Source organism: Rhodococcus sp. TAF43, from assembly GCF_052113525.1.
Taxonomy (GTDB): domain Bacteria; phylum Actinomycetota; class Actinomycetes; order Mycobacteriales; family Mycobacteriaceae; genus Prescottella.
The window spans coordinates 16,389-27,932 of sequence record NZ_JBFRDL010000034.1; the positions used below are offsets into that span (position 1 = coordinate 16,389).

Annotated in this window: 14 protein-coding genes, 1 tRNA gene and 1 pseudogene; 13 read left to right on the plus strand and 3 right to left on the minus strand. The window is 68.1% G+C overall.

Annotated elements, in window-relative coordinates:
• Positions 1–29: 29 nt before the first annotated feature.
• The 4 genes from AB4Z09_RS19410 (at position 30) to AB4Z09_RS19425 (ending at position 3,857) form a co-directional block, all read left to right on the plus strand.
• Positions 30–2,336 carry a penicillin-binding protein gene (locus AB4Z09_RS19410; protein WP_442240488.1) on the plus strand — a complete coding sequence of 769 codons (2,307 nt, stop codon included), beginning with the start codon at positions 30–32 and terminating at the stop codon, positions 2,334–2,336.
• Positions 2,337–2,433: 97 nt separating this feature from the next.
• On the plus strand, positions 2,434–2,589 hold the full coding sequence (locus tag AB4Z09_RS19415; protein ID WP_442240481.1) for a DUF6131 family protein: 156 nt from the start codon (positions 2,434–2,436) through the stop codon (positions 2,587–2,589).
• 66 nt (positions 2,590–2,655) lie between these two features.
• Complete coding sequence (locus AB4Z09_RS19420) at positions 2,656–3,297, plus strand: DUF2231 domain-containing protein (RefSeq protein WP_174907843.1); 642 nt, start codon at positions 2,656–2,658, stop codon at positions 3,295–3,297.
• Positions 3,294–3,857: a type 1 glutamine amidotransferase domain-containing protein gene (locus AB4Z09_RS19425; RefSeq protein WP_442240482.1), complete on the plus strand. Its 564-nt coding sequence runs from the start codon at positions 3,294–3,296 to the stop codon at positions 3,855–3,857. The genes AB4Z09_RS19420 and AB4Z09_RS19425 overlap by 4 nt, the downstream gene beginning before the upstream one ends.
• 3 nt (positions 3,858–3,860) lie before the next feature.
• Here AB4Z09_RS19425 and AB4Z09_RS19430 read toward each other — a convergent pair whose 3' ends face one another.
• Together AB4Z09_RS19430 and AB4Z09_RS19435 are read right to left on the minus strand one after the other, a co-directional pair.
• Positions 3,861–4,646, minus strand: coding sequence for a hypothetical protein (locus AB4Z09_RS19430; RefSeq protein ID WP_174907840.1), 786 nt, complete (start codon positions 4,644–4,646; stop codon positions 3,861–3,863).
• Positions 4,647–4,744: 98 nt separating this feature from the next.
• Positions 4,745–5,221 (minus strand): GatB/YqeY domain-containing protein, encoded by a 477-nt coding sequence (locus AB4Z09_RS19435; protein WP_114721129.1) that lies wholly within the window; start codon positions 5,219–5,221, stop codon positions 4,745–4,747.
• Positions 5,222–5,285: 64 nt separating this feature from the next.
• Between AB4Z09_RS19435 and AB4Z09_RS19440 the strand changes: the two genes are divergently transcribed.
• Complete coding sequence (locus AB4Z09_RS19440) at positions 5,286–6,266, plus strand: metallophosphoesterase (RefSeq protein ID WP_114721131.1); 981 nt, start codon at positions 5,286–5,288, stop codon at positions 6,264–6,266.
• A gap of 54 nt (positions 6,267–6,320) precedes the next feature.
• A tRNA-Pro gene (locus AB4Z09_RS19445) sits at positions 6,321–6,394 on the plus strand.
• Positions 6,395–6,479: 85 nt separating this feature from the next.
• Here AB4Z09_RS19445 and AB4Z09_RS19450 read toward each other — a convergent pair.
• Positions 6,480–6,689: a tyrosine-type recombinase/integrase gene (locus AB4Z09_RS19450; RefSeq protein WP_254622773.1), complete on the minus strand. Its 210-nt coding sequence runs from the start codon at positions 6,687–6,689 to the stop codon at positions 6,480–6,482.
• A gap of 230 nt (positions 6,690–6,919) precedes the next feature.
• Here AB4Z09_RS19450 and AB4Z09_RS19455 point away from each other — a divergent pair, with 230 nt between their 5' ends.
• From AB4Z09_RS19455 to AB4Z09_RS19485, 7 genes and pseudogenes are all read left to right on the plus strand, one after another.
• Positions 6,920–7,081 (plus strand): hypothetical protein, encoded by a 162-nt coding sequence (locus AB4Z09_RS19455; protein WP_174907838.1) that lies wholly within the window; start codon positions 6,920–6,922, stop codon positions 7,079–7,081.
• 217 nt (positions 7,082–7,298) lie between these two features.
• On the plus strand, positions 7,299–7,442 hold the full coding sequence (locus AB4Z09_RS19460) for a hypothetical protein (protein WP_174907836.1): 144 nt from the start codon (positions 7,299–7,301) through the stop codon (positions 7,440–7,442).
• Between the two features lie 196 nt (positions 7,443–7,638).
• Positions 7,639–7,944: a type VII secretion target gene (locus AB4Z09_RS19465; RefSeq protein ID WP_174907834.1), complete on the plus strand. Its 306-nt coding sequence runs from the start codon at positions 7,639–7,641 to the stop codon at positions 7,942–7,944.
• On the plus strand, positions 7,945–9,639 hold the full coding sequence (locus AB4Z09_RS19470) for an alpha/beta hydrolase (protein WP_442240483.1): 1,695 nt from the start codon (positions 7,945–7,947) through the stop codon (positions 9,637–9,639). It begins immediately after the preceding gene.
• Complete coding sequence (locus tag AB4Z09_RS19475; RefSeq protein WP_442240484.1) at positions 9,636–10,199, plus strand: LppA family lipoprotein; 564 nt, start codon at positions 9,636–9,638, stop codon at positions 10,197–10,199. The genes AB4Z09_RS19470 and AB4Z09_RS19475 overlap by 4 nt, the downstream gene beginning before the upstream one ends.
• 65 nt (positions 10,200–10,264) lie before the next feature.
• Positions 10,265–10,660 carry a YbaB/EbfC family nucleoid-associated protein gene (locus tag AB4Z09_RS19480; RefSeq protein WP_174907832.1) on the plus strand — a complete coding sequence of 132 codons (396 nt, stop codon included), beginning with the start codon at positions 10,265–10,267 and terminating at the stop codon, positions 10,658–10,660.
• 28 nt (positions 10,661–10,688) lie between these two features.
• Positions 10,689–11,219 (plus strand): annotated as a pseudogene (locus tag AB4Z09_RS19485) (integrase core domain-containing protein); the annotation flags it as partial.
• Between the last annotated feature and the right edge of the window lie 325 nt (positions 11,220–11,544).

An 11,544-nucleotide genomic window follows, 5' to 3' on the forward strand; every position in this document is an offset into this window, starting at 1 on the left:
CTCTGTAGGGCGTGTCGAGAGCCAAAACGATCGCCAAGCTCGCGGGGTGTTCCGCACTCGCAGGTGTCCTGCTCGCCGGGTTGATGTTTCCGCTGGCAGGAGGCTTCGGATTCGCGTCCAACCGCGCCGCGGACGCCGTCAACAACGTCTCGGCGGAATTGGTGGAGGGCACAGTCCCCGCCGTCTCGACGATGACCGACGTCGCCGGCAACCCGATCGCGTGGTTGTACGAGCAACGCCGATTCGAGGTCCCCAGCGATCAGATCTCCAACGAGATGAAACTCGCGCTCGTCTCGATCGAGGACAAGCGCTTCGCCGACCACCACGGTGTCGACTGGCAGGGCACGCTGCGCGCGTTCATGACGAACACCACCAGCGGCGAGGTCCAGCAGGGCGCCTCGACGATCGACCAGCAGTACGTGAAGAACTACCAACTTCTGGTGGTCGCCCGGAACGACGCCGAGCGCCGCGCCGCGATCGAGACGACGCCGGCCCGCAAGATCCGGGAGATCCGGATGGCGCTCACGCTGGACAAGAAGCTCACGAAGGACGAGATCCTCACCCGGTACCTCAACCTGGTGCCGTTCGGCAACGGCTCGTTCGGCGTGCAGGACGCCGCGCAGACCTACTTCGGCGTCGACGCCAAGGATCTGAACCTGACGCAGGCCGCGATGCTCGCGGGCATGGTGCAGTCCAGTTCGGCCCTCAATCCGTACACCAACGAGGAGGGCGTCCTCGAGCGCCGGAACACGGTCCTCGACACGATGATCGCCAACATTCCGGACCGGGCCACCGAGATCCGGGCGGCCAAGGACGCACCGCTCGGGGTGCTGCCCGAGCCCAAGGCGCTGCCGCGCGGCTGCATCGCGGCCGGCGACCGCGGCTTCTTCTGCGACTACGCGCTGCAGTACCTCGCCGCCTCCGGCATCAGCCGGGAACAGATCAACAAGGGCGGCTACACGATCAAGACGACGCTCGACCCCGCCGTCCAGAACTCGGTCAGGTCCGCCCTGGCGGCGAACGCCGACCCCAAGCTCGACGGCATCGCGAACGTCATGAACGTCGTCCAGCCCGGGCAGGACCAGCATCGTGTCCTGGCGATGGGTTCGAGCCGCGACTACGGCCTCGACACCTCGGCGGAGCAGACCGTGCAGCCGCAGCCCTACACGCTCGTCGGACACGGCGCGGGCTCGATCTTCAAGATCTTCACGACGGCCGCCGCGATGGAACAGGGCCTGGGCACCAACGCGGTGCTCGACGTCCCCCGACGGTTCGAGGCCCGCGGCATGGGCAACGGCGGCGCGAAGGGCTGCCCGGCCGCCACCTACTGTGTCGAGAACGCGTCGCCCAACTACGCCGCGAAGCTGTCGGTCACCGACGCGCTCGCCCAGTCGCCGAACACCGCGTTCGTCAAGCTGATCGAATCCACCGGCGTCACGCCGACCGTGGACATGGCCGTCCGGCTGGGTCTGCGCTCGTACACCGCCACGAGCTCGTCCGGCTTCGGCGACGAGAGCATGGCCGAGATGCAGAAGTCGCAGAACCTCGGCTCGTTCACCCTCGGCCCCACCTGGGTCAACCCGCTAGAGCTCGCGAACGTTGCCGCGACCCTCGCCTCGCACGGCAAGTGGTGCCCGCCGACGCCGATCGACTCGATCACCGACCGTGAGGGCAAGCCGGTCTCCATCACGCAGGACGCGTGCGAGCAGGTGGTCGCGCCGGGCCTGGCCGACACTCTGTCGGTCGCGCTGAGCAAGGACGACCAGCCGGGCGGCACGTCGTTCGCGGCGGCGAACGCGGCGGGCTGGAAGCTGCCGATGTCGGGCAAGACCGGCACCACCGAGTCCCACATGTCGTCGGGCTTCCTCGGCTTCACCAACAACCTCGCGGGCAGCGTGCTGGTCTACGGCGACTCCACGACGCCGGGCGAGATCTGCTCCGCGCCGCTGCGCCCGTGTGGTGACGGCAACCTGTACGGCGGCACCGAACCGGCCCGAACGTGGTTCCAGGCGATGACACCCGTCGTCGGGAACTTCGGTCCCACGGCGCTGCCTCCGGTCGACGACAAGTACGTCAGGGGATCCCAGAACGCCCAGGTGCCCGACGTCGTCGGGATGACCCAGGACGCTGCGACGGCGGCCCTGAAGGCGGCCGGTTTCACGGTGAACGCGGTCGGCACCAAGTCGGACGCGCCCCAGGGCAGCATCACCGGCAGCGCGCCGTCGGGGCTGGCGGTTCCTGGTTCCGCGGTGACGATCTACGTCAGCGACGGCTCGGTGAAGGCGGCACCGCCCGGCTCCGCGGCACCGCGGCCGAACACGACGCCCGGCGGCTGATCAGCCCGCACGGAGGCGGTTTGCGCTCCCCGCGCCCGGGGTAATCGTGGTGCGCGGGGAGCCGTCCGGGTCCCCTCGACCGGATCGAGGTCCCGTCATGATCGTTCTCGGCTTGATTCTGCTGGTGGTCGGGTTCCTGACGAACATCTCGATCCTGTGGACCATCGGGATCGTGCTGATCGTGATCGGCGCGATCCTGGCACTGCTCGGTGCGACGGGGCGCGCTGTCGGCGGTCGGCGCTACTGGTACTGAGCGTGATATTGAGCGGCCACTCCCCCGCGGCGTTTGCCGGTCGCGATTCCCGGGTAGCCGGACGGGATGAACCTTCGTCATCTGTACAACCGGGCCGAGTCCGCGTCGTTCCTGGACGGCCTGAGCGCCGGGCTGCAGCACCGACTGCAGAACGGGCTGGGCCGCACGCCGGTCGGCGACCGACTGCGGGGCGACTGGCTCGGACACCCGGTGCATCCCGTCCTGGTCGCGATTCCGATCGGGGCCTGGACCAGTTCGCTGATCTTCGACGCGGTGCTGCGTGACCACCGCAGCGCCCGCCGTCTGATCGGCGTCGGGCTGGTCGCGCTGCCACCGACCCTCGCGACCGGCTGGGCGGACTGGAGCGAGCGCGACGTCCGTCAGCGTCGGGTCGGCCTGCTGCACGCCGGCGCCAACGCGGTGGGGATCACGCTGATGCTGGCGTCGTTCCGTCGCCGTCGGCGAGATCCCGCCGCATCTGACGCCCTGGCGGTGGGGCTGTCCGTGGCCGCGCTCGGTGCGGTCGGGGCGGGCGGCGCGCTGGGCGGGCACCTCGTCTTCGGGCAGGGTGCGGGCCTGGCGATGACGCCCGCCAACGACGGTCCGGCGTTCGACCCGGTGCTCGCCGAGGTCGATGCCCGGACCGAGCCGGAACACTCGAACGGCCACCTGGCACACATCGGACTGCACCGGAGGGGGCACCCGTGACCGGCAAGGGAACACTCACCGGACGCACCGTCGCGATCCTCGCGACCAACGGCGTCGAGGAGGTCGAACTCGTCGAACCGCGCAGGGCCGTCGAAGAGGCCGGGGCCACCACACGACTGGTCTCACTGTCGGGCGGCCGGATCCAGGCCATGCGCAGCGACGTGCACGAGGCCGGACGGTACGACGTCGACGTCACGGTCGGTGACACGTCGGCGGCCGACTACGACGCTCTGATCCTGCCCGGCGGGACCACCAATCCCGATCACCTGCGGATGGACGCGAAAGCCGTTTCCTTTGTTCGGGATTTCGTTCAGGCCGGCAAACCCGTCGGCGCGATCTGCCACGGTCCGTGGACACTCGTGGAGGCGGACGTGGTGCGCGGCCGCACCCTCACGTCGTACCCGAGCATGCGGACGGACATCCGCAACGCCGGTGGCAACGTCGTCGACCGCGAGGTGGTGATCGACGGCGCGCTGGTGTCCAGCCGCAATCCCCGCGATCTGCCGGCGTTCTGCGACGCGATCGTCGACGTCTTCTCGTCGACCTCGACGCGCGTGTGAGTCCTACCCGCGGCCAACGGTCACCGAGACCCCGCCCGGCACGGCGACGGCGTCGTTGACGATGCCACCGAGGCACGTGAGGTTCGGCCTGCGCGGCGCGACCAGGACCGGTTCACCCGTGTAGTCGATCGGCGTCGAGAACGACACGGGCGTGCCGAGACGCACACGGGCATGTGGAACTTCTCCGCACGATCCCGACGGACCGTAGTACCCGACGGACTGGTGACCGAACGGCATCATGCGGCGCAGCTCGTTGGTGATCTGGACCCCGCTGATCGACCGCTGCATCGTGCCGTCTCCGACATAGGCATGCCAGTAGTTGGATCCCATCTGTTCGACCCGCAGCGTGTACGTCCTGCCGAGTGCGAGGTCGAAGAACTCGCCGCGACATGTCATCCCACCGGGTCCGGGGACGATGGGTCCGCATCCGGCGTGCTGGACGTCGGGGCCGAAGTAGCTGAAGACCGTGCGGGCAACGAGCGGCGCGTCGATCGCGGGGCGCTGGACCTCGAGCCCGATGTAGCCGCCCTGCCAGTTCTGGAATCCGAAATGCTGCCCGACGGACAGCGTCTGCCCGGGTCCGGTCACACCGATCTCGTCGATCGTCACCGGGAATGCGAACTCGGAGACGCCCTTCGTGCCGCCGTTGGCGGCAAGCCAGTCGATCTGGACGAGTTCGCCGGGCACCACCGCAGCGGTGGCGGTGGCGGGCGACGCCATCACCACCGCTGCCGCGACACCGAATAGTGCGACGAGGGAACGTACTGTCCTCGAACCGATTCCACCCATCTCGACCTCCACCCCGTGGGAGGACCCCCACGGCCCCCGATCATCATGGTCATCATGCGCGGAGGTCCGGGCGTTACGGACGAAATCGGCTCACGGCACTACAGACGGTCCTTGACCGCCTTGGAGACGCGCGATCCGTCGGCCTTGCCGCCGGCGAGTGCGGTGGCGGCCTTCATGACCTGACCCATCTGTCGCGGGCCGGGGCGCTCGCCCAGCTCCTCCGCGACCTGTGCGATCGCGGTGTCGGCGACATCGGCCAGTTCGGCGTCGGTGAGCGGGGTGGGCAGGTAGCCGTCGATGATCTGGGCCTCGGCGCGCTCGGTGGCGGCCAACTCGCCGCGTCCGGCCTCGGTGTAGACCTCGGCGGCCTCACCACGCTTCTTCGACTCCTTGGCGAGAACCTTGAGCACCTCGTCGTCGGTGAGCTCGCGGGCCTCCTTGCCGGACACCTCCTCCGTCTGCACCGCGGCCAGGATCATCCGCAGCGTCGACAGGCGCAGCGGATCCTTCGCCTTCATCGCGGCGGTGAGGTCGGCACGGAGCGTGGACTTGAGCGTGGGAGTGGTATCGGCCATGCGCCGAACGGTACGCGCCCAGCGCGGTGTCCTGCACCTTCATTGCGTGCACCCGTATTCTGAAATGGTGTCTGATCTGTCTCGCAATACCCCGACCCGCCGCACCCTGAACCGCGCTGCCCTGGCCACTGCGGGCGCCGCCGCGCTGGGCCTCGGCTACGCCTCGCTGATCGAGCGCAACGCGTTCGCCCTGCGGGAGGCGACGATGCCGGTACTGGCACCGGGCTCGGCGACGCTGCGGGTGCTGCACATCAGCGATCTACACATGATGCCGAACCAGAAGCTCAAGCAGAACTGGCTGCGGGAGCTCGATCGACTCGAACCGGATCTGGTGGTCAACACCGGCGACAACCTGTCGCACCAGAAGTCGGTCCCGGCCGTGGTGCAGTCCCTCGGCGGCCTGCTGGCCCGCCCGGGCCTGTTCGTGTTCGGCAGCAACGACTACTTCGCACCCAAGCCGAAGAACCCGCTCAAGTACTTCAAGAAGGAGCACCGCCGGGTGCTCGGCGATCCGCTGCCGTGGGCCGATCTACGGGCCGCGTTCACCGAGCGCGGCTGGCTCGACGCCACCCACGTGCATCGCGAGATCGAGGTCGGGGGCGTGCGCATCGCCGCGGCCGGTGTGGACGACCCGCACCTCGAGCGCGACCGGTACGACACCATCGCCGGCCTGCCGAACCCGCTCGCCCACCTGAAGCTGGGCATCACCCACTCCCCCGAGCCGCGCGTGCTGGACCGCTTCGCCGACGACGGCTACGACCTGGTCCTCGCCGGGCACACCCACGGCGGCCAGCTGTGCCTGCCGTTCTACGGCGCGCTGGTCACCAACTGCCAGCTGGACCGGTCCCGGGTGAAGGGCCCATCGCGGTGGGGTGCGCACACCCGGTTGCACGTGTCGGCGGGCATCGGCACGTCGCCGTACGCGCCGGCCCGGTTCTGCTGCCGCCCCGAGGCGACGCTGCTCACGTTGGTCCCCGCACCGCGTGACACCGTGACGGAAGCTCGCGGATCGGCCGCCGTGGAAAGCGCCGTTTTGGGGCGCTGACCAGCCGATTTAACCCCTGAGGAATCGGTCATGTAAGCTAACCGAGGTTCAACACGGGGTGTGGCGCAGCTTGGTAGCGCGCTTCGTTCGGGACGAAGAGGTCGTGGGTTCAAATCCCGCCACCCCGACAGTGTTAGAGCAGGTAGAGGCCCTATCCGGGAGATCGGATAGGGCCTCTACTCGTTTCCGGTCCGCAGTGGGTCCGCAGTAGTTTCACTCGGCTGCACGCACCGCGACATCGAGGGCCTCGGCCACGGCCTCGAGGTCATCCTCGAATAGGTCCGCGTACACGTCGAGGGTCATGCTCGCCTTCGCGTGTCCGAGCATCTTCTGGACCGCCTTGGGGTTGGCGCCGGCACTGATCGCCGGCGACGCGGCCATGTGCCGCAGATCGTGCGGGGTCACATGGGCCGACGACGTCACCCGACGAGTTGCATCGGTCGTCGCTTTGACGTGCCCGTTCGCAGCAAGCCACCGGGCGCCAAGCTCCCCGACAGTCCCCTTGCCAGCAGAGGGCGCGACATGGGATCCCTGCACCAACGACGCAGTGGCCGTATCGAGCCACGACTGCGCGTCGACCTTCTTGCCGAATGCCTTGGAGTGTTCACGGCCAGTGTCATCGACATACCGGGCCCGCCAGCACGTCGCCGCAGATGCAGACGCTGGACTGGGCGCAGGCCTACTCGACCAAAGCGAACGACTACCTCCGCGAAACCAGGACGGAGATCCTCGATGAGCTCGGCGCCGAGGCGTTCGGGTTCGCCGGGGGTGTCCAGGTGGGCACCATCATCACCCAGGACGTGCCGGCGCCATGACTCGGCTGCATCGCCTCGCCGACATGCATGCCCGCGGCTACACCCGGACGATAGGCCGCTGACCGTTCCAGCCAAAGAACCCCGCCCCGCCAGATAGCCTGGCGGGGCGGCCTTGTCGCGTTCAGCCAGGGCCGATCATCGACGAGCCACGTCAGGAGGCCTGCGAATGCGGTGGAGTCGCAGGAGAACTCACCGGGGGCCTCTCCGGACCACCAAGATGACCGTGGAGCTGCCCGACACCGACGTCGAACTACTCGTCGAAATGGCCGAGCACCAGGCGTCGACCATGACTGCCGCCCTCGCCCGCTCCATCCGCATGACCTCGTTCGTCGAGAAGCACGCAAGCGCGGAGCGACCGTGATCCTGCAATAACAAGACGGCGCCCAGAGCCAGATCGTACTCACCTGACCACGACCGAACAGGCATCGCAACCTGCAGTAATTGTGATGGAACCGTTCACCGCTGGGCTGCGTCAAACCAAACAGGGCTCCGCTGTGAGCGCCGTATGAGCGGCGGTGCGCGGTACCGCACATGGCACAGAAGGAACTGGGGGTGCTTTGGGAGATCAGCTGGGTGTCGATACAGAGGCGTTGCGTTCGCTCGCTGCATCGTTGACGGTCGAAGCCGATCGGATCTCGGGTATCGACCCGTCCGGTCCGATCGACGCCGCAGCAGGCGCAATGCCAGGGTCGTCGGTCGGTGCGGCCGCGGCCCGCGCCGGGGCCCCGCTGCTCCGGTCCCACCGCGACACAGCCGAGCGGCTCCGCGACATGTCCGCGAACGCGGAGGCGAACGCCCACGTCTACGACGGTGCCGAGCGCGCCTTCCGGCAGCAGCTCGATATCAAGTCCGGGGAGATCTAGATGGTCACCCTGTCTCAGCTCCGCACCTGGCAACCGGACCTCCTCGCCGCCGCCGGCACCGCCGTCGCCGCAGCGAACCGCACCTTCGGCGACGCGATGCAGGCGGCCGGATCACATGTCGACACCGCCATGTCGAGTTGGCACGGCACCGCCGCCGCGGCCGCCTCGTCGCGGTCCRCCTCGGAACAGGAAGCCGGACGCCGCATCGCGACAGCGGTCACCGCCCAGGCCGACGCATTGACGAATGCCGCGGCCTCGATCGGTCCCGCCCGACTCACCGCCCTCTCGATCGCCGACGAGGCGATCGCCTCCGGATTCGCGGTCGCCGACGACGGACGGGTCAGCGCCCCACCGTTCGTCAGCGGCAACCCGGTCGCCGACATGCTGATTCAGGCACAACTGGGCGAACAAGCGACCGTGCTCGAGGCCCGGCTGATCCCCGCCCTCGCGACAGTCGGCGAACTCGACGCCCGCGCCGGTGCCGCCCTGGACGCCGCGACCGCCCAGCTCGGCGACGCCGGCGAGGCCCGAGCGGGCAACCTCGGAGCCGGCGCGCTCCCCGAGCCGGCACCCGGCGCCACCGCCGCCGACAACAAGAAGTACTGGGACTCGCTCACCGAGGAACAGCGACGTCAGATCATCGACGAGCACCCGGACTGGGTCGGCAACCGCGACGGCATCCCCTCCGCCGTACGACACGAGGCGAACGTCAACCGGTTCGACGACGAACGCGACCGTCTCGAAGCCGAACGCGACCGCCTGCAGGCGAACCTCGACGACAACCTCTTCGGCGGCACGTTCACCAACGACGACGCCGCGCTCTGGTACACCGAGCAGAAACTACGTGACCTCGACGAGATCGAGGGCATCGTGGCCGACAACCCAGACGGCCGCCTGATGCTGCTCGACCTGCAGTCCGGCGAACGCGGCATGGCCGCCTTCGCCGTCGGCGACCCCGACACCGCCGACCACATCTCCGTCACCACCCCCGGGCTGAACACCAACATCGACGACTCCTTCAACGGCATGGTCAATGAAGCGACATACCTGCAGTCCGAGGCGGAGGAACAGCTCGATCGCGCCGGCCGTGCTGACGAGACAGTGGCGAGCATCGCCTGGTTGGGATACGAACCACCGCAGCTCGACGGGTCGTCGAACGTGGTCGCGGACCACGCACGCGGCGGACTGGACGTCGCCCAGACGGACCGCGCGAACGCGGGCGCCGCGAAGCTCGCCGGGTTCTACGACGGCCTCGACGTCGCGTCCACGCAGCCGGACCCGCACATCACCGCGCTCGGGCACTCCTACGGGTCCCTGACCACCGGTCTGGCACTCCAGGACCCCGGTCCCGGCCAACCCATCGACGACGCCGTGTTCTATGGATCGCCCGGCATCAACGCCGACGACGAATCCGACCTGGGCCTCGCCGAAGGACACGGCTACGTGATGGAGGCCGACGAGGACCGCGTCGTCACCGAAATCGGCAAGACGCACCGGTTCGGACCCGACCCCAGCACCTCCGACTTCGAACAGCTCTCCACCAACGCAGGCACCAGCCCCGACGGCGTCACACGAGACGGCGTCCACAAGCACAGTCAATACTCACAGCAAGGCGACAACGGGGAGCTTCGAATGTCGGGATACAACATGGCCGTGATCGTGGCCGGACTACCCGAACAGGCGGTGCGCTTGTGAACCGACACACCCTGCCGCTGCTGGCGGCGATCGCAACAACCGTGACAATCCTGACCACCGGATGCGGAGACCTCGACACCATGGGCAACCCTTACAACCACACCGACGAGGAAATCGCCGCCGCCGCAGCCCTCCTGCCCACCCGACCCTCACTCGAGGACAYCGAAAAGCAGATCACCGACGCGGTGGTGCAGATCGCCAACGCCGCAACAACCATCGCACCAGAACTGCAGTGGGAATGGCGTCGCCAGCGGACCCAGTCCAGCTGCGGCGGCGCCTTCGGCAAAACCGACGGACTCGAGATCGACTTACCGAACTACGTCTCCGCCACCCCGATTCCCGACGCCGACTGGCCCCGCGTGCTCCAGGCGGCCCGTGACATCGCCGCGCCCCTCGGGATCACCCAGCTGAACGTCCGCGTCGACAAGCCGGGCGATCACGACGTGGTACTCACCAGCGACGACGGCAGCCAAATCCACCTCGGCACACAGGTCGCCGCACTCGTCAGCGCCCGAACCGGGTGCCGACTCCCTGCCCAGCGGACCGAACAGACGCCGTAACGCGTCGCCCCCCCCCSATTGCCACCCACCCAGCACACCCGACCGATACCTCCGGGAGCGACACCATGACCAGCGCACCGCTCGACGACCTCGCCGTGAAAGCACGCCGAGTCCACGAGGCGGTGACACTCGTGCGCGGACGGGCCCAATCCGCGGGCGGGCACGTCACCGCCGAAGTCGACGCCGCCGGGCGCATCACCGCACTGACCATCACCGACACCGCCCTCGCGGGAGGCGCCACCACGCTCGCGGCGATCGTCACCGCCACCCACCGCGCAGCATGCACCGAAGCAGAGGAGGCAGCCCAGGCCCTTCGTGGCGAGTTGGCCGCCGACCCACGAGTCGCACAGGTCATCGCCGGAACACGCACAACCGCCCCCACTACGCCGCGCTACCACCCTGGACCCGATGCGGACGAGGACGCGTACTACGCCACCAGGTCGATCCTCCGGAGCATCTGACAACAGCGACCTGGCCGCAGACGAATTGTTGGTGCACATGGATGTCAAAAAGCTCGGCCGGATTCCCGACGGTGGCGGATGGCGTGCCCATGGCCGAGAGCACCGGATCCGGGACTACTCGACGAAGGTGGGGTTCGACTACGTCCACTCCCTCATCGACGATCACTCCCGGCTCGCCTACTCGGAGATCCTCCCGGACGAAAAGGGTTCCACCTGTGCGGGTTTCCTGGTCCGTGCGATCGACTACTTCGCCCGCCACGGCATCACCCGCATCGAGCGGCTGATGACCGACAACGCCTGGGCCTACCGGTGGTCGCTACGGGAGGTCTCCGCTGAGCACGGCATCCGACAGAAGTTCATCACACCGCACTGCCCGTGGCAGAACGGGAAGGTCGAACGCCTCAATCGGACCCTGCAATCCGAGTGGGCCTACCGGCAGGTCTTCACCAGCAACACCGAACGCGCCGACGCGCTTGCACCCTGGCTCGAGTACTACAACACTCGACGACGCCACAGCGCACTCGAAGGACTACCGCCGATCAGCCGACTGCAACCAACCCGATGGCCGGGTACACCCAGTCGCCTGCATCCTCGTGAGTCGCTTTCGATCGCAGGTAAGCGAGTGGGTCCGCAGCACCGCCATTACTCGGCACATCTCACTCACGAAGCTGACCATCCAGTTCGCTGGTTACGGCGTTTTCACTCATGCAGCTCACGCCTCCATATCCTGTCGTCTGCCCAGGTGAGGTCGTTCGGGACGAAGAGGTCGTGGGTTCAAATCCCGCCACCCCGACAGTGAAGAACAGAAAGACCCGGTCCGATTATTCGGACCGGGTCTTTTCCGTTTACAGGACCGCTCCCGCCGTCCCACCGGAAAGCCCCCC

What these genes read in the sequence shown, in the direction of transcription:
- AB4Z09_RS19415 (WP_442240481.1), top strand. Translation starts at nt 2,434, where the DNA reads ATGATCGTTCTCGGCTTGATTCTGCTGGTGGTCGGGTTCCTGACGAAC.
- AB4Z09_RS19420 (WP_174907843.1), top strand. Translation starts at nt 2,656, where the DNA reads ATGAACCTTCGTCATCTGTACAACCGGGCCGAGTCCGCGTCGTTCCTG.
- AB4Z09_RS19430 (WP_174907840.1), bottom strand. Translation starts at nt 4,646, where the DNA reads ATGGGTGGAATCGGTTCGAGGACAGTACGTTCCCTCGTCGCACTATTC.
- AB4Z09_RS19435 (WP_114721129.1), bottom strand. Translation starts at nt 5,221, where the DNA reads ATGGCCGATACCACTCCCACGCTCAAGTCCACGCTCCGTGCCGACCTC.
- AB4Z09_RS19440 (WP_114721131.1), top strand. Translation starts at nt 5,286, where the DNA reads ATGGTGTCTGATCTGTCTCGCAATACCCCGACCCGCCGCACCCTGAAC.
- AB4Z09_RS19455 (WP_174907838.1), top strand. Translation starts at nt 6,920, where the DNA reads ATGCAGACGCTGGACTGGGCGCAGGCCTACTCGACCAAAGCGAACGAC.
- AB4Z09_RS19460 (WP_174907836.1), top strand. Translation starts at nt 7,299, where the DNA reads ATGACCGTGGAGCTGCCCGACACCGACGTCGAACTACTCGTCGAAATG.
- AB4Z09_RS19480 (WP_174907832.1), top strand. Translation starts at nt 10,265, where the DNA reads ATGACCAGCGCACCGCTCGACGACCTCGCCGTGAAAGCACGCCGAGTC.